This is a genomic window from Peribacillus sp. NPDC006672 (assembly GCF_050274955.1).
In the GTDB taxonomy this organism is placed as follows: Bacteria; Bacillota; Bacilli; order Bacillales; family DSM-1321; genus Peribacillus.
This window is the reverse complement of the sequence record NZ_JBNNOR010000012.1, coordinates 55823-73755: the sequence shown is the minus strand read 5'-3', so window position 1 is coordinate 73755 and position 17933 is coordinate 55823. Positions and strand designations below refer to the sequence as shown.

The window sequence follows — 17933 nt, the reverse complement described above, 5'->3', positions numbered from 1 at the left end:
TCTTAGCTTATTTAAGTCTATAAAGCTACGAATATACCCTGAATCATACTTATCATAAGCTCTTTTAAAATCCATTAATATATAGGATAGTGTTCGAATCATGTGTGTATATTTAATTCGTAATGTTTTATCAGAGGAAGGTGTGCTTTTTAATCTATCAATTAAAGCAAATAATTCTACATTAACTATATCTAAAATGTAATTGGTATCAATCCTATTTTTACAGCCTAAGCATGGTTTTTCCAGATTATATTCCTCTTCTAGCTGTTCTTCATGCAGTTCTTGTTCGTCTTAAGGTCCACTAGAAACGCTTGGTATGCCAAGCGTTTCAGTTTGTTGCGATGGGGCCTCTGCCTTGCCTTGTCCAATTGTCCATCTTTTTTAAATTAATGGAATCGAAAATCGATTGGTTTCGGGAAGCCTTAGATAGTTTGTAAGTAAAAGGCCGACCCTACAGGCGCAATGGACCCCCGAGGAGGCTCCCGGACCGACCGCAGAAAGCGAGTCCCTGGAAGAACGCAACCAAAAAAACTGTATACAAGCTCAATTATTAACGAGTTTGTCTACAGTCTGAAACGCTTGGATACCCAAGCGTTTTTATTTTGCCCAATTTTCCTTCTTTATTAATTCCAACGATTGAACCAATTCTTGATCCTTTGTTTATTTTTCTCAAGAACCTCCTTCGATGTCCGGTTGTCTTTTTGTTTTTTCCATTCAAAGAGAGATGCAATTCCGATAAGCAGCCCTCCGCCGATGATTAAATACAGCCACCATGGCATCTCGCCCCACATCGAATTGGTATTCATATAGACATTGAATAAAATGGTGCCAGTTCCAGCGATGAAATAGGATTTGTATTTCATCATGAATCCAAAAAGCATAGCAGCCAATGAAACTGTTCCGATAATGAGCGCATCATTTAAGGTGTTGCCCGCCATTGCATCAATGATCAAAATTAAAAACAGGAGAAAAACAATACCAATCTCAATATATTGTGTGATTTTTCCTTTAACAAAGATTTTCCTCAGCAGAATGGTGCTGATAATGAACAGCGGCAGAATATTTACCTCCTCCTCAAGTACCGCTGGTATCGTAAATTGATCGGTGATGACCCAATAAGGATATAGACTGAACAATATCGCTGCAGCCAACTGGATTTTTCTTTCCATCGTTCCTGTCGTCGTGCTTCTCATTAAAATGAAATAGACCGGAATCAGAAGTGCCACGATGATTTCGAGAATGAAATGTGATTCCCCAGTCAAAACATCCATGTTCATGGCAAGAAGAAACAACAGACCATAGACTCTGTAAAAATCCAATTGAATTCCTGCCCCGCCTTTATTCAGCATGCCTTTAAAGAATTTCCTGCTTAATAGTACCATCACGGCCATACACCCAAAAAGGATTGTCGTTTCAACGAAAGGCCGTAATGTGTCCGCATACTTGATGATGGTCCAATACGGATACAAACTGAGAATTCCCGTCAGCCAAACATAGATGCCCTTTTCTTTTACATCCTTTGTGAAACTGCCAATCAGGATGAAGTAAACCGTGATCAAGAGTGATGCAAAAACCTGGAGTAACTGGCTTGGTGTTTCAGTTACTGCAACTCCCCTATTCATGGCAAGTAAAAATAGCAGGCCATATACTCTGTATGCATCGATGGTTATACCTGTTTCTTCCCTTTTGATTAATCCAGTGAAATAACGTCGGCTTAAAAGCAGCATCCCTAACATACAGCTGAAAAGGACCATCATTCCCATTACAACCGAGAGGCTGTCGGCATAGATGACGATGATTAGGAAAGGATATAGACTGACTATAGCAGCAATATTGGAATAGATTTTCCTTTCTTGCTTTTCCTTTGTGAAGCTTCTCAGGAAAATGAAATAAGCGGTTAACAAGAGCGATACCAAGACTTTGAGTAACAGTTGATCAGTTTTATTAAAAACCTCTACATTTATATCGATCATAAAGAATAAACCATAGATTCTGAAGGGATCAAAGCCGGTGATGCCTGATTCGTTTTTCTTGAGTAACCCGCTTGAATACAACCTGCTCAACAACAACATTCCTGCCATCCATCCAATAAGAACAGCCAAACTCGTGAAGATTGGGAATGTATGTGCATAGTCTTTGATAATGATAAACGGAAAAAGTCCGATGATGGCCGCTATCCCTGAGTAAATGCTTCTTTCTTTCTTATAGATCGTGAGCCTTCTCATCAGGATGAAGTAGCTAGGCAACAGCAGGGAAACAAAAATCCCCAAAATCGCAGTACCTGTATCGCTCGTAAACACTTCCAGATTCAGAGTACACAGATATAACAAGCCATAAATCCTATAATAATCAATGAATCTCTTCGATTCCTCTTGGCTGACCAATCCTTTGAAATGGCGACTGCTGGCAAACACCATCACAGCCGTGCATAAAAATAATACGATAATCGTCATAATCAGGGGTAATGTATTTACATACATATTGTAGAAAATGAACGCCAGGCTTAGAGGAACCACTACATAGTTCCGCCAATTCCTTTTCATGAGCAGATACCAGGCAAACAAGAACTGTACAGTCATCACTCCTACCCAGACCAATTCCCAGTTAAGCGGAAAATCCCGGATTGCCGTTTCCAATATGGATATGCTTATTCCTAAATGAATGAATGGAATAAGATAATACTCCATGATGCCTTTCCAATTCTTATTGGAAACCGACCACAGAATGGATATGATTCCTGCTGTTATCATCATGCATATTGATGTAATGAATGCCTTTTGCCCCATGTTTGCCAAAAATAAGTGGACCTGTAGGAAAAGAACTGAAAACCCTAGGTACGTAAAAACGTATTTTTCCCATTTCAACTGTGCCCGCCAGACACTCAAAATATAAATCAACAGCTGTGCAGCATATAGGAACGGTGAACTTTCAGTATGGACAATGAGCAAATATCCAATAGGAATCGCCAGTATATTGGCAAGGTGACTTGCATAAAGGAAGTACAGTTTCCCATTTTTCGAATATTTCCCAAGCCATTCCCCAAAAAGGAAAAAGATAATAGGGCCGATCAGCACGAACGCAATCTTCAACACCATTGAACCAAAATCAAAAACATCGTAGAGCGAAGCATATAGGCCGGCACTTGTAATCACGACAGGCACCCAGAATATGTGCTTCCGATGTATATGGACGGACCAACCGTTTATTGCAGCAGCTACGGCAATCACTCCGCTTGCCTCTAATGGATTCAGTGAATCGAACGGAATCCATAAAAAGAAAATGAAGGAAAGAATCTGACCACTATATGCAAAAACAGGAAAGAATTTATGATATCCCTTTTTTAATGTGTAAGCCCCACCGATGCAAATCAGGGAAACCCCCATTAAATAGAGGCTGACCGGGATATTTGAACGGGCCCACTCTAAACTTTCCAACAAATATGGATAGAAAGCAACCAAAGCCAGAACGAAAGTGATTGGAAATCCGTAAATGGCGTTTTCCTTCATATGCTTTGTATCGTCTTTTATATATGTGATGAAGAGAAGTCCAGAGATCATGGCGAGGGCGGCGCTAACTGCAAGCCAATCCATCTCGCTGAATTTACTGGCCAGTATCATTAACATAATCATTGGGGAGATAAGTAAGATACTCCTCTTAAACAGGCTGTACCTTGGGTGACGGTTATATAAATATAATCCAAGATATTGAGTGACTTGAAGGATAAAAGTCAGATTTAAAACGGTAGAAAAAGAGACTGGCAAGGCAAAGAAAAGATATACGAACGCTAAGTTGAAAACAACAACCGCCGGGTACGTGAAGCTTGAATTTCTCGATTGAAGGGAGACATAGACAAGCTGTGCGGATACTATCATGAGCGCGATGAATATTTGCGCATAGTTTTCCTGGTACACCATTGCGTTTATATATAGGAAGACGATCCCGCTCTCAATCAAACTGGTAACCATGAAATTTTTGGAAAGCTTAGTCATTTTGAATTTGGTCAGATATTTTGAAAGAGCGGTAAAAATGATTGGTACAAGTGCAAAAGCAATGACCGCGTACACACTTAAAAATGAATTAAAAACAAAATGGATATATCCATAAGTGAAAACGGCACTAAAAGCCATTTCATAATATTTCTTTTGAAATTTAACGGAAAAAACTAAAAACAAAACAGAAAAGACCATCAACGTTAGCGAATACACAAAGTTACTTGAAAATAACGTCAAGATCGCAAAGGCTTCTACGATGATCTTAAACTGGAAGAATTGAAAAATGTATGGTTTGAATAACGTTAATGCTTTTTGATTTTTCAATTGTTCAATATTCCATAAAAGTATTAAGTTAAGAATGCCAATCGTCAAAAACATCCACTCGATAGTCGGCGTCACAAAAGCTAAACCGAAATAGCAGGTAATGCCGAACGTGAATATGGAAATGAATATGAATATTTTCGACTTAAAGTAGTCAGCGATCTTAAAATAAATGGCTAAGCAGAGTAATCCTCCAAGAAACCCCAGAAGCCCCCGCCCCCCACCATTAAGTGAAAGGTACTCTCCAAAAATTCGATAATATGAAGCTGATAAAATCGTTATCGGAATAAATAAACCCGCTAGCGTCAGGAATGCAAAAGCGGTCTGTTTAATTTTCAGCTTTGAAGCGATGAAGGCCATTCCCGCAAAAATGCCGGATACCATTCCAATGAACAAAACTTTCAGGACCGCATTCAAATCCCCCCATGAAGAGGTTGCCAAAATCACCCCGCCGAACAGAAGCAATATGACCCCCGTAAGCAGGATGACAGAGATATTCCGTTCCCTGATCTGCTCAGGTGTTTTCTTCGGTTTTGCTGGTTTTTCCCGCTTGATTGCCTGCTGTTGAATAACCGGTTTCCTTTCAGGGAGTCCCTTGATAGGTTCAAGACTATCCTCCAAAACTGATTCATTAGGTTCATATTCGGTCTTCTCATCTTTCAATATCGATTTTTTCAATCCACCAGATTCCAGTAATTCCAGTGAAGATTCTTCAATCAGGCTATCTTGAACCTTCTTCTCGGGACTTTCACCGATAATCGTCTCAGGTCCTTGAATGGATTTCTTTTTTTCATGCTCTAAGCGCTTTTGATTATAGAGGGCTAATTGAAAATGCCTTTCGTATGCCCTGCTAACCCGGATATATTCTGATTTAGGGATGAGCCGCCTTTCCCATAAAACACCCAGCTCCTCTTGGAAAATGCGCTTCCTTCTTTCTAATGTCATTTCTTCGTTTGAAGAATCATTCATCCCAAGATTCCCCTTCCTTCTATTAGACCTTATATCATCGTATGTATAGTCTCCTTTTGATAATAACAAAGTTTTTCCATTTTTTAAATATTAAGGATGGCACCATGATAAAACAACGGAAACCAGTGTGTTCCTCCTGACTCAAAAAAAGAATGACTTCAACTGAAGTCATCCAACGTCCTTAAATTGATTTTTGCCTTTCCTCGCTCCTGATAATGCATAAATAAACGATCATTGAAATGAAAATCGAGACTGCTGCCGTGATATAGATGCTTCTATAGCCTAAGAGATAGCCTATTTGTCCGAACACAATGGCACCTATGCCCACTCCAAGATCGAAAAAGGAAAAGTATGTTGCATTCGCCATCGCCTTTCGATTGGGTGCCGTCTTTTCAATAGACCATGCCTGAAGCGCCGGCTGAACGGAGCCGAACCCAAATCCATAAAGCACTGCCGCGATGTAAAGGACCGCTTCACCCGGCATCCACGCAAGCAGCAACATCCCAGCCATGATGAGCACTGTTGAAGGAATGAATATTGCCCGATGTCCCCTTCGGTCATATAATCGACCCGAGAATAATCTCGTGACCATAAGGGCCATTGCATATACTAAAAAGTACCATTGAATTCCATCTACACCTTTTTCCGCTGTATAGAGAGGAAGGAAGGTTGCAATTCCACCAAATGTGACGGAAATGAAGAAAATGAGCAAAGATGGCTGAAGGGCACTTTTTTCATATATATCGAATCTTTTGGCTGCCACTGCCGTCGAAGGATCACTATCCACTTTTTGATATCGAATAAGTGATGCTGAAATGATGGCAAACAATCCTAATAATGAACAGATCAGGAACAACTCTTGAAACGGAAGGACCGTAACTAGAAATAGACCCAATGATGGACCGAATGCCAATGCTAAGTTACCCGATAAACCGTAATAACCCATCCCCTCACCACGCCGTTTCGCGGGGATTATATCGGAAGCTATTGTTCCTGAAGCCGTTGAAGAAAATCCCCAGCCGACGCCCTGGATAATCCGCATCATGAATAACAAGCCGATGCTGCCCATAAAACCGAAGGAACCCACGGACAATGCGAAAATGGCTAACCCGATAATAAAAACGATTCGCCTTCCCTTCGTTTCCAATAATCTGCCGGCAATTGGCCGAACAAGCAAGGCCGAAAAAGTAAAGATTCCAAGGACAGCCCCCACCAGGCGGTCATCACCACCAAGCTTCTCAACAAACAGCGGAAGGGTCGGCATCGTCATTTGAAATCCCATGAAGATGCACAGATTTGCCAAACAGATCATGATAAAGTCACGTGTCCAGATTTTGTCATTCCCTCTTACCCGTTCATCCACTAAGGTTTCCCTCATATCCCTTCACCTTCTAATTATAATAGTCATTGCCAGTTTACTAAAAATGGTTAAAATAAGCGAATGATTTATTTCGTGTACCTAAATATATATCAAAAGAAAAGCCCAGTATGACACTGGGCCTCTTGCAAATTTTCACGCTTCACGATTATTTCGTTACTTCGATTTTCCCATTATTCGTTTCCAATTTCACTAAGTTTTCACCTTTGCCAATGACAACATTCCTATCATATTTATTGAGAATATCGATTTTCCCATTGTCAACATGAACATCAAAGGTTGTATTGGTCGGCTCCTTATCTGTTTTAATCATGATTTTCCCATTGTCACTTTCCAATTGAATATTCCGATCCAAGTCTTTTGTGACAAGAGAGATTTTACCGTTATTCGATGACCCAACCAGATTTCCCTCTACATTATTAAGATCTACTCTTCCATTAGCAGATTTCACTTTGACTTTTTCGGTTATTATATCATTTAATTCAACACGGCCATTTTGAGATTCCACGTTCAGATTCTTTATCTCCAGTTCATTCATTTGCACTTTTCCATTATCACTTTTAACGACAAAGGACTTATAAGATTTCTCGGGCACATACACTTTTAAATGTAAGGATTGAATTTGAAAACCAAAGCTAAAAGTACGTCGATCTTTTAATCTTACCGAAAGCTTCTTGCCTTCCACATCTGCAGAGAAATCCAGCTTGGAAACATCCACACCTTTTGAAACCAACTCTATCCTGGTATCCTTATCCTTCGTTGGAATAATCTCTACAGCTGCATTGTCAGTGTCGACCTGAACGTCCGTCACGATCTCTGAAACCGTTTTTTCCTCTGTAGTCGTTTTCTTATCCGTCACTTGGAAAAAAGTAAACAGACTCCCTATTACTCCGACCAATAACAATACAAGTGCAATGATTGATAACTTTTTAACATTAATCATTTTTTCAAACCGCCTTTCACAAGGGAAGCATTAAATTTTAAATAACGAATAAAACCTTTGGTTAAAGCGCTCGTAGCGACAAACATTCCCATGGCAATGAAAATGCCAATCCCGCTTAGCCCCAATGCGAAGAACAGATCGAATAATTGAAAGTTGCCCACTGCAAGGTTGAAAATAACGCCCAACGGAGCAAGAATGAACGCTATCGCCGATGCCCATCCTGCAACAACAACTCCGACCAATGCCATAAAAGGTCCTAAAACGATCACTAAATTAAAGAATCCCAAACCAATGACTGCCCAAACGGCCCGCATTACATTACCGGCAGAAGTCGATTGTTCGACCTGACCAAGATGGTAGGATGCCAACAGCTCCTTGGAAATCTGTTTAGGATTCCCAAGGGAAGTGGAAATTTCCTGCTCTGTCTTCCCTTTTTCCATTCCAATCGCGAAATACTCCTCGTAATCTTGGAGGATATCTTCCTGTTCCTCTAAAGAAAGCCCTATTAAAGATTCATTCAACTGCTTTAAAAACTGTTCTTTATTCATTGGTTCACACCCTCCTTGATTAATTGGTTAACCCCATTGGAAAATTCATTCCATTCCGTCAGCAACTCTTTAAGGTATCTCCGGCCTTTGTCGGTTAACTTATAATACTTGCGCGGTGGCCCTTCTGTTGATTCTTGCAAATAAGTCGTAAAATACTCTTCCTTCGTCAATCGTCGTAAAAGTGGATATACCGACCCTTCCGATATCTCGATTTGATCTGAAATTTTCTGTACAAGTTCGTAGCCATAGCGGTCCTGCTTATCCAGTAAGACCAGGACACACAGTTCCAAGACACCTTTCTTAAATTGTACATTCATAGCGCCAACACTCCTTCCATAAGTTTTTTAGTATAGTTCAATAAACAGTACTTAACAACGAACAATACATCTTATGTAAGTAATTTACCATATGGTACTATTTATTGCAAGGTACTGAAAATATTTTATTTTTGATCTTACATGCAATCCAATGAGGGTAGAAGAGAATTAACATATATTCATAGCTGTAAGAGAATAAGTTGTATAATAGTAAAATATGGAAGGGGGAAATATTTTGTCCAAAAAAGAAATAACCAAAAAGAAATTCGAGTTTCTTGAACATGAATTTAATTACCTTGAAAAAGAAGGAGTCATCTCCACTCAAGAAAAAGAGAGGATGCTAGGCTCCTATGATGTAAAAGGTAATTTGAGCTTCATTACTATTCTATTATCCATCGGGGCACTTCTTTTAGGTTTAGGAGTATTGACCTTTGTCGCCAGTAACTGGATTTATTTGAATAAAGCCGTTAAATTCCTACTTATCATTGCATGCCTCATCGCAGTGAACTTTGCTGGTGTGAAGTGGCAGGCACGCTTTCCCAAAACGTCACGAAGTCTGCATTATGCAGGTATTCTAATATTTGGTGCAGGGATTTTTCTAATTGAGCAGATGTTTAACATTAGTATCAATTTCAACAGTTCCTTTTTATTATGGGCCATCGGAACGGTATTCATCGGTTACTATTTAAAGGATGTCTTTATCCTTCTTTTTACATCTTTCCTGCTTTTCATTTATATTAACGGAAGTATCTTCGTTGATGAAACGTCTTATCCGCTTGCCATTCTTGTATTTTTACCGGCTTTATACATTCTGTTAAAGAAATTTGATTATCCTAAGTACCTGACATTTTTCATTAACGCTTTAGCCATCAATACAATTGCCTTATTTCTAATGGAATCCGTTCCGAAGCTGGAATTTGAAAACTCGAATACGATTGTCCTTTCCATTCTGTTTGTGTTGGGAATTCTGCTGGCCTATATTCCAGTAAGAACTAAATTACAAAACATCACCCACATACAAGGGCATATGTTACATGGTATTACTGCACTCTTTCTCACCTTTGATTTTTCTATCTGGTTCCCTCTAGCTTATTTCGTTTTTCTGCTATATCTCATTCTAAAAGGCAGTTTGACCAGTATCGTGATCATCTGTGCACTGATTTTCAGATATTACATCGATTCCTTTGACTTCCTGCCAAAGTCGCTTACATTCATCATCGGCGGCATCATGCTTATCGGTTTTGGCTTCTTCTTTGAAAATCGACGAAAAAAAGGTGGAGAACTTAATGAATAAACCATCATTCCGGCCACTCATCGTATTTACCATTCCAGTCTTGATTCTTTTAGTCTTGGCGCTTCCTCCGGTCTGGACAACGATGACAGGCGATGTAATCAAGATCAAAACTGCCCCGGTCGATCCGACTGACTTGTTTAGGGGCAGCTATGTGGCATTGCAATACGAAATTGAATCCGTTAAGCCATCACAACTCGATGGCTCGATTAAATCCGATTTCAATATAAGAAATACGGGTGATTATAAAAAAGTATATGTACGTTTAAAACAAAACACCGATGGACTATATGATGTCGATTCCGTAACGAAAGAAAAACCCGGCAATGGCATTTTCCTAAAAGGGGAATTGGAAATCCCTTATGACCTGCAAAATGCTAAAACCATTCATATTAGATACGGTCTGGACAATTATTTCGCATCCGAAGAAAAGGCTAAGGAAATGGAGAAGGACGCATTGGCCAATCCTTCAGTGGCCGTGGTAAAGGTTCGTAATGGCAATGTTGTATTAACGGACATTATCATTGAATGAATGACTAGCAAAAAGAGCATCTGAATCGATGCTCTTTTATTTGCTGTACTTTTTATCTGAACATCAAATTGTTACTTAATGACTCGTTTTGCCCCTATATATTTTTCTTTCCAATACGTATCACTCATTTTGACCACCTTAACTCCTTTGGTCGTGGTCCCGATAAATGTACCATTTCCATAATAGATTCCAACAAAGGAGACCTGCCCTTTCTGACCTGTAGCATAGAAGACCAAATCGCCCGCTTTTAAGTCTTTTTGTTTCACGGCCTTTCCGATTTTATACTGTTCCGCACTCGTTCTCGGAATCTTCATTTCTATCGCGGCATTTTTATATACATATTGGGTAAGACCACTTGCATCAAACCCTTTTGGTGTCGTCCCTCCGTATTTATAAGAGCTTCCCACCTGCTTCTTTGCCAAAGCAGCAACTTCATCACCATAATTGATAGAAGCTGAAGCATTAGCCGGACTGAATATGAATGCCGTCAACAATGCCCCAAGTAAAACTATGGCAGCAAGCCATTTTGAAACTGATAAACTATAACTCATTCTTTTTCCTCCCCAAACTGAAAATGAACCACAATTTTAAATGTATGTTGCATTTCAGTTTTGAGACCAAAAAAATTTCATCCGTCCCCCCATCATCCCTACAAGAAAACAAATAACCAGATAACCCCGTTGTGTAACTAGTACGGTGTGATCTGGTATATTCTTCTCTTTTAATAGATTAAAGAATCAGGGCCATTACTTGGGCTTCTCGTATTGTCGAGCATTTTCACTGTCGCTTACACCTTTCGTGGTATGATCGACCACACCGCCGACCCCAAAGAAAGTAAGCGCTATGAAGTTAATGATGCCTAATGCCCCGTTAATTGCATCATCAGTTATGCTAAAGCCTATCGGGGTAATGAAATTGTTTATGAACGCTGCAACCATCTGCGCCAAAAATAAAAGCCCTGGAAGGAGTACAGTGAATATAAATGTCGGATTCTTAAGGCGCACTTTCCAGTTGATCATTGCTTTTCCCCCTACCTATCATATTAAGTCCACTTTATTGAAAAATAGTTACAGACTTGCTATATATTATGCTGCTTGTCCATTTTACGTTCGGAAATTCCATGAAATTCACTCTTAAAAAGGTCCATCCGAGGATGGACCTTCTCTTAAACATCAAAAAAGTAGTTTTAGAAAACTAGAGTGAGAGAAAACAATTCCTTTTACCAAAAGTGTAAAATTTTGTAACTTTTACACAGGACATCCGTACATGAATAAGGAGGTGTAAAATGAAAAAGTATCTTTTTTTCACGATTAGTTTCTTATTGATATTCATGATATTACAAGTTTTATCCGGATTTATTCTAACTGCTGCATATGCCCCGGACTTTTCAGGATCAGGACATATCGGCGGTACATTATCCAATGAGGTCATTTTTGGGCAAAGTTCGAAAATGCCTTTAATGATAATTGCTTCAATCTCTGCTGTATCAGCCTATTTCATTTTAAATAAAGTCACAAAAAATAATTAAGCAGTAGAAACAAAAATAAAGAACGTTCGATCCATGATTGAACGTTCTTTTATCCTAATGTAATGCACATAAATCAACGATAGGCATGATACTTGGTTTTGACTCCAATTTTCCCCATATTTACATGAGGGTGAAATCCTGGAGTGATATGCCTTTATTTCCCCTTACTAATGACATCTTTTACACTCGATATTCCTCCAAAAACAATCGAATCCGTTCAGCAGCTTCTTTCAACCTCTCAGCCGGTTGGACCAAAGCCATCCGGACATACCCTTCACCCTGTTTCCCAAAAGCATCTCCAGGAACGGTTGTAACTCCTGCTTTTTCAATCAGTGCATAGGAAAAATCGCGTGATTTCCAACCAGCTGGAACTTTGGCCCAAATAAACATGGTCGCTGAGGTCTGCGGTACTTTCCATCCCCCTTCGGCAAGGCCTGATATCAAGGCATCACGCCGGGATTCGTATTCCTTAACCTGATCGGATAGCAGCGAAAGGTTGGAAGTAAGCGCCATTTCGGCAGCTTTTTGGATGGGATAAAAAACCCCATAATCAATGTGTGATTTCAATGTTCCCAAGATGTTCAGCACATCGCGATTGCCAACCACATACCCAATACGGCAGCCGGCCATATTAAATGTTTTGGAAAGTGAATTAAATTCAATCCCCACTTCCTTGGCACCAGGAATGGACATAAAACTAATTTGTGGATGATTATCAAAAATCAACTCAGAATAAGCAAAATCGTGAACCACTAGGATCTCATTCTTTTCCGCAAACGATATAACTTCTGAAAAGAAATCTTCATCAGCAAGGGCGGTGACTGGATTTCCCGGATAACTAATGATCATCATTTTCGCTTTTTTCACTATTTCATCCGGAATTCCGTTGAGCTGCGGCAGGAATCCATTCTCCGCAGTGAGCGCCATCGGATGAATGATTCCGCCGGCAAGCTCTACACTCGCTTCATAAATTGGATATCCCGGATCTGGCACCAGCACATAATCTCCCGGGTTTATCATCGCCGTTGCCAAGTGTGCAAGACCATCCTGTGATCCCATCAGTTGAAGGACTTCCTTTTCTGCATCCAGTTCCACTCCGTAACGCTGCCGATAAAAGTAACGGACTGCCTCATGGAATTCAGGTGTACCTTTTAACGTATATCCATAGGAATTAGGATCCTGCGCATACTTCACAAGCGTATCCACGACAAAATCAGGCGGTGGTAAATCCGGACTTCCCACACTCAAATCGATAACATCTATCCCTCGTTTCATCGCTGCCCGCTTGCGGGTCGCCAACTCTGAAAATATCCCTGTTTTGAATCTTCCGACTTTTTCTGATGGAGCCATATTCATTCTGCGCTTCCCCTCCATTAATGATCTTATATCTATCATTATAGCAATCAATCTACAATATTTTATACCCTTAATTGGAGTTCATCAGTATCTGATGAAGAGCTTCATCAAGATGATGGAATTTAAATGCATACCCTTCCTTTTCCAACCTCTCAGGTATGACCCAGCGGCTTTTTAATATCAATTCCGTTTCGGTCCCCATAAAGAAAGCCCCCATTTCAAGCATGGGTGTTGGACAAGGCATTCCTATCCTTTTATTCATGTTCTTTCTCAAATGGGCCATCAGTTCACGATTTGTAACTGGATGCGGCGATGAACAATTGAACACCCCGCTCAACTCCTCATTCTTTCTCAGAAATAGGACAATGTTAAATAAGTCTTCTATATGTATCCAACTGAATTTCTGATTTCCTGATCCTTGATGTCCTCCCAGGCCGAATTTAACCAAATTCCTATAAGGGGTCATCACTCCCCCATCGCCCAATACAATGGCGATCCGTAAAGCAATTTGTCTCGTCTTGGGTAATCGGAAATCGAAAAATGAGCGCTCCCACGCTTTTGCTACATCAACGGAAAAACCTGAACCGATTACACCATCCTCTTCTGTCATTGGTTTATCTTCAGCATGCCTGTATATGGTTGCCGTGCTTGAGTTTATCCATAATGAAGGAGGATGTTCACATTGTTCAATCGCCTGTCCGAGCACTTCAGTCGTATTTGTTCGTGAATCTAAGATTTCTTTCTTATTCTTGGCATTGTAGCGGCAATTGACTGTTTTTCCGGCGAGGTTGATTAACATATCCGAATTATCGATTGTTTCCCTTATTCCTTCTTTATCTTCCCATCTGATATGCGGGGGCAGCCTGGAGATGACTCTTACCTCATATCCCAAATTCCTGAAATGTTTTTCAAAGTATTGACCGACAAAACCAGTCCCGCCAGCTAAAACCACTTTATTCAGCATATACCCAACCCGCTTTCTGTTATGTGTTAATAGTTCGAGTAATAACCAGTAACATCATTTTTGTGAATTACTTCACAAAAATTATACCATATTATTACATTAAATGGTGTCTACCACGGTTCCAATAATTAATGAACTTGTCCAAGCAAAAGGGGAATTTACACATAAATTAGTAATGTGTAAATTTATAAAACAAAAGGATGATTACAGTGTCGAATAAAAAACTAAGAAGAACAATTAGTTCTAGAACTGGTAATTTTAGAACTGATAATTTTAGAAGCGGCAATTCCAAAAGTGGAAACAACCGCAGGGCTGGCTTGATAAGAGTCTTGGAAAATTTATTAAAAAACAATAAAGGTAATTCAAACAAAGAATTTAAAGGGGATTTTTAAGAGGTTTCTTTTTTAAAGATTAACATGGAATCCCTTTGGAATATTCTAAAGGGATTCCATATTAATAAAACATTAATACTGATTGCTAAGCTTTGGTTATGTATTTACAAGTTCTAGCTATATATTTCTGATAAATAACTGTTATATCCAATAGAGATAAAGGAGAAGTTACGATGTACTTTCGAGACTGGAAACCTAAAAAAGACATCAAGAAATTAACGGAAATTACGGTAAGTAATTTTCGGGTTTCGTCTGATACAGTGAATGAAATTTTGCAAAAGTCACATAAGGTACTTGTGATTTGTAATGATAAAGGTAAAATAGTGGGATTTCTTTGTTATAATCTTTATTTATCTAAAGTGGCACATATTAATTATATAGTGCTTGAGAAGAAATATAGAGGAAAGGGAAATCTGCAATCCCTTTTACCAGAATTAGTAGCTTATTCGAGAAAAAAAGGGATCCTTGTCGTATCCGGTTTTGTGAACAAAGATAACCCTGAAGCATTGCAAAAATTTAAAGACTTTGGATTTAAACCGATTTTAATTTATCATGATGACATTCTAATTCAATCACTGATTTAAAAGGGTCCTCCTGCCCTCTATCACCGAAATACGAAGAAATCGATTAAAATACATTCTGTTTTATCCTTCATCAATTGAACTCTCAAATAATGAATATTAGGATTACACGGATATATGAATCTTGTGTTCCTCCATATAATGAACAACAAGGGAATGAAATCGCCTGTAAATTCTACAAGGATTCATAGGCATTTTCCCTGTAGTCTATTAAACCTTAATCATGATCTAATTCCTCTCTAGGCTGCTTCATTAAAATGATCTGTTCTACATTTATTCACGGACAATCCAATTGAACGAATCCCTCCGCCCATATGTCCTTCCTTGGCTTATAAAGAATACGCATTAATATACAACTTCGAACAATCATTAGATTTTCCTCATTTTTCAAATTCACCAATAAATTTGGCATCAATCCGTGTATAGTAATAGTAATGATATACACTGCTTAAAGAGGAGGAAATTATGAAATCAATAGAACTAATCATCTTAAATCTGGAAGAGGTCAGAAGAAGAAACATTAAACTATGGAATTCAATACCTAAAGACACTCTACATTGGAAACCAGATGACAAGGCAATGAATTGTATAGAAATGGTTAGACATGTCCTTGATAGTGAGCATTACTATCATTTATCTATTAAAAATCAAGGTAGCTTATCAGTTTATGAATCACCATTCGAAAAACAGCCAATTATCTCTGTCGAAGCAGAATTAAACTTTGCTGAACCTTACAGGCGTGATTTTTTGGAAACAATAAAATCCTTCAGCGAAGACGACTTATCCAATATTAAAATTGATCGCTCTAATATGGGATATATAAGAGATTTAGGAGACATGTTACTTAGAATCGCTTATCATGAGTCGGTACATACTGGTCAATTATTGGACTACTTAAGAGCTGCCGGAGTTCCTAGAATTAGCATTTGGGATTAACTGCATCATTTTCAAAGGGTATTTCATCATGGTGAATCACCCTTTTTATTTTGCAGCCGTGTCATATACGGCATGAAAAATCCTTAAGATATCTATAACCTGACTTCAAGGTAACTCCGCACTATTCTAACCACTCATTAGTGAAAAATTATGATTTTATGCTAATCAAATCTATAATCATCGTAAAATATTCTCTAAATGTATAAGTCTCACAGTTCAACAATTTTCACACATGATGACAGGCTGTGAAATGTCCATATCCCGGAACTCCGGAACCTTTTCGGCGCAAAGCTCTGTTGCCATCGGACTACAATTAAGAGGGGAAAGGACTTTGTGCGATGGGCTTCTGTAACAACCTTTGTAAAAAACAATTCATCTCAAAAATTTTTCTATAACCTATGTGAACGGAAAAAATTGATCACCAAGAAAATGTTTCATTTTTAGGAAATTGTGGAAAAGTACCGATATAGGAGGGATAAGAAATGTTATCTAAAAAACCAGCGGCCAGAATGGTTAGCGCAGTTATTCTAACCAGTACTCTTTTTGGGGCAGGTGCATCGTTTTCAACAGAACCTGTTGCGGCTGCAACCACAATGAGTTCCACTTCTAGCATAGCTAAAGAACACGCTCTTACCACCTTACATGAAATCTACAACAAAGCCTTTTCAGGAGAAATGCCTTATACTGCCAAGGGTTTGAAAATTAGTGAAAACAACCAAAAAGAAGTATATGAGACATTTGGTTCCCCCCCTGAACCAGGTAAAACCGATGAAAATTTTGACTATTACCATGCAGAAATGGGGCACCCAGGATTTGCATTTGCCTATAACAATGACAAGACCATCTCACAAATCCGATATTTTGGGACAAATGTAGAACGGGATCATAATCTAGGAAGCATCACACCTAAAGTGTTAGGGAAACAACTCGGCAGCGCTGACGAAATACGCCATATTTCCAGTACGAATGAAATCAACTACATTTACAAGACAGGAAATTATGAACTGCAATTCATTGTCGGTGAAGATCAAACTGTAGATCATATCAATTTACTCGAAGCTAAATAATATTTGCAGCAAAATCGTTGCAGGCTGAAGAGAAAGAATATTTTCTCTTCAGCCTTTTTTGTTTCAAGCCCCCTTCTTTCACTTTCATCTTCCAACCCACTGTTACCATCCAAAATAAAGTCTTTTGCTGTTAATCCTTCAATGGAATCGAACCAATCATTCCATTTACAAAAACCATACTCCCACCAAACGGATTCTTAATATTTTCACAATAAAATTAGCTTGTTCTACGTTATTTCAATATATGGAGGGTGTCGGTATGATGATTAATAAATTCAGGACTTTCACAGTATCGGTTCTAAGCATAGCCATCCTTTTTCAAGGTCTTTCGGTCGCCATTGCTGCAAAAGAGGCAGAAGACAATCAGACAATCCGGGAAGCAGATGGATGAAGGGGGAATATCATGCACATACCACTCAATCCGATGATGCCGAGGGATCACAGAGTCTTGAAAGCTTGCTAAATAACGCATTTGATAAGTATGGCATGGATTGGATGGGAACTTCCGACCACTACGAAGACGGAGAACGAGGATAACCAAACACGTTTCTCAGAAATCAACAAACGTAACTATAAAGACCTTTGGTTCTATTCGAACCCAATTTTCATCAGCGTAGAGGACAGAAATCATGATAAACACTAATTTAAAAAAACTCATGCAATAGTTCCTAACAGTCCAAAAAGGCCCTCTTCCATTTAGCTAATAATCAATGTGGAAGAGGGTCTTTTTGTCCCCATAGAAAGGATATGAAATCCGTTCATTTCCTTTAAGTTCCTTCCTCGAATAATTAAGCGGTAACTATACTTCTTTCTTTTAG

Annotated in this window: 18 protein-coding genes; 9 read left to right on the top strand and 9 right to left on the bottom strand. The window is 39.0% G+C overall.

The window, feature by feature from the left end:
- Positions 1-623: 623 nt before the first annotated feature.
- From ACQKKK_RS18950 to ACQKKK_RS18930, 5 genes are all read right to left on the bottom strand, one after another.
- Positions 624-5282, bottom strand: a complete 4659-nt coding sequence (locus ACQKKK_RS18950) for a hypothetical protein (protein WP_427618186.1) — start codon at positions 5280-5282, stop codon at positions 624-626.
- A 181-nt stretch (positions 5283-5463) separates the two neighbouring features.
- Positions 5464-6660 (bottom strand): MFS transporter, encoded by a 1197-nt coding sequence (locus tag ACQKKK_RS18945; protein ID WP_427618184.1) that lies wholly within the window; start codon positions 6658-6660, stop codon positions 5464-5466.
- 148 nt (positions 6661-6808) lie between these two features.
- Positions 6809-7603 (bottom strand): DUF4097 family beta strand repeat-containing protein, encoded by a 795-nt coding sequence (locus tag ACQKKK_RS18940; protein ID WP_427618183.1) that lies wholly within the window; start codon positions 7601-7603, stop codon positions 6809-6811.
- Positions 7600-8151 carry a DUF1700 domain-containing protein gene (locus ACQKKK_RS18935; RefSeq protein ID WP_427618182.1) on the bottom strand — a complete coding sequence of 184 codons (552 nt, stop codon included), beginning with the start codon at positions 8149-8151 and terminating at the stop codon, positions 7600-7602. Before ACQKKK_RS18935 ends, ACQKKK_RS18940 begins: the two co-directional genes overlap by 4 nt.
- Positions 8148-8468 (bottom strand): PadR family transcriptional regulator, encoded by a 321-nt coding sequence (locus ACQKKK_RS18930; protein ID WP_427618180.1) that lies wholly within the window; start codon positions 8466-8468, stop codon positions 8148-8150. The genes ACQKKK_RS18935 and ACQKKK_RS18930 overlap by 4 nt, the downstream gene beginning before the upstream one ends.
- 235 nt (positions 8469-8703) lie before the next feature.
- On the opposite strand from ACQKKK_RS18930, the gene ACQKKK_RS18925 reads away from it, so the two are divergent.
- Both ACQKKK_RS18925 and ACQKKK_RS18920 read left to right on the top strand, forming a co-directional pair.
- Positions 8704-9762: a DUF2157 domain-containing protein gene (locus ACQKKK_RS18925; RefSeq protein WP_427618178.1), complete on the top strand. Its 1059-nt coding sequence runs from the start codon at positions 8704-8706 to the stop codon at positions 9760-9762.
- On the top strand, positions 9755-10291 hold the full coding sequence (locus ACQKKK_RS18920) for a GDYXXLXY domain-containing protein (RefSeq protein ID WP_427618176.1): 537 nt from the start codon (positions 9755-9757) through the stop codon (positions 10289-10291). The genes ACQKKK_RS18925 and ACQKKK_RS18920 overlap by 8 nt, the downstream gene beginning before the upstream one ends.
- Positions 10292-10362: 71 nt before the next feature.
- Here ACQKKK_RS18920 and ACQKKK_RS18915 read toward each other — a convergent pair whose 3' ends face one another.
- Positions 10363-10842: a C40 family peptidase gene (locus ACQKKK_RS18915; RefSeq protein ID WP_427618174.1), complete on the bottom strand. Its 480-nt coding sequence runs from the start codon at positions 10840-10842 to the stop codon at positions 10363-10365.
- A gap of 195 nt (positions 10843-11037) precedes the next feature.
- A complete protein-coding gene (locus ACQKKK_RS18910; protein ID WP_427618172.1) occupies positions 11038-11310 on the bottom strand; it encodes a phage holin in 273 nt (90 codons plus the stop codon).
- Positions 11311-11576: 266 nt separating this feature from the next.
- On the opposite strand from ACQKKK_RS18910, the gene ACQKKK_RS18905 reads away from it, so the two are divergent.
- Entirely contained in the window at positions 11577-11819 is a 243-nt protein-coding gene (locus ACQKKK_RS18905) for a hypothetical protein (protein WP_427618170.1), read from the top strand.
- A 180-nt stretch (positions 11820-11999) separates the two neighbouring features.
- On the opposite strand, the gene ACQKKK_RS18900 is transcribed toward ACQKKK_RS18905, so the two are convergent.
- Together ACQKKK_RS18900 and ACQKKK_RS18895 are read right to left on the bottom strand one after the other, a co-directional pair.
- Positions 12000-13175 (bottom strand): LL-diaminopimelate aminotransferase, encoded by a 1176-nt coding sequence (locus tag ACQKKK_RS18900; RefSeq protein WP_427618169.1) that lies wholly within the window; start codon positions 13173-13175, stop codon positions 12000-12002.
- 70 nt (positions 13176-13245) lie between these two features.
- Positions 13246-14139, bottom strand: coding sequence for a TIGR01777 family oxidoreductase (locus tag ACQKKK_RS18895; RefSeq protein ID WP_427618167.1), 894 nt, complete (start codon positions 14137-14139; stop codon positions 13246-13248).
- 209 nt (positions 14140-14348) lie between these two features.
- Here ACQKKK_RS18895 and ACQKKK_RS18890 point away from each other — a divergent pair, with 209 nt between their 5' ends.
- From ACQKKK_RS18890 to ACQKKK_RS18865, 6 genes are all read left to right on the top strand, one after another.
- Complete coding sequence (locus ACQKKK_RS18890) at positions 14349-14531, top strand: hypothetical protein (protein WP_427618165.1); 183 nt, start codon at positions 14349-14351, stop codon at positions 14529-14531.
- Positions 14532-14704: 173 nt separating this feature from the next.
- Positions 14705-15115, top strand: coding sequence for a GNAT family N-acetyltransferase (locus tag ACQKKK_RS18885; protein WP_427618164.1), 411 nt, complete (start codon positions 14705-14707; stop codon positions 15113-15115).
- Positions 15116-15577: 462 nt separating this feature from the next.
- A complete protein-coding gene (locus tag ACQKKK_RS18880) occupies positions 15578-16048 on the top strand; it encodes a DinB family protein (protein WP_427618162.1) in 471 nt (156 codons plus the stop codon).
- Positions 16049-16530: 482 nt separating this feature from the next.
- The gene (locus tag ACQKKK_RS18875) at positions 16531-17115 is read left to right on the top strand and encodes a YjgB family protein (RefSeq protein WP_427618160.1); all 585 of its coding nucleotides are present in this window, start codon (positions 16531-16533) and stop codon (positions 17113-17115) included.
- A gap of 259 nt (positions 17116-17374) precedes the next feature.
- Positions 17375-17506: a hypothetical protein gene (locus tag ACQKKK_RS18870; protein WP_427618158.1), complete on the top strand. Its 132-nt coding sequence runs from the start codon at positions 17375-17377 to the stop codon at positions 17504-17506.
- Positions 17503-17652 carry a hypothetical protein gene (locus tag ACQKKK_RS18865; protein ID WP_427618156.1) on the top strand — a complete coding sequence of 50 codons (150 nt, stop codon included), beginning with the start codon at positions 17503-17505 and terminating at the stop codon, positions 17650-17652. Before ACQKKK_RS18870 ends, ACQKKK_RS18865 begins: the two co-directional genes overlap by 4 nt.
- Positions 17653-17933 lie beyond the last annotated feature (281 nt).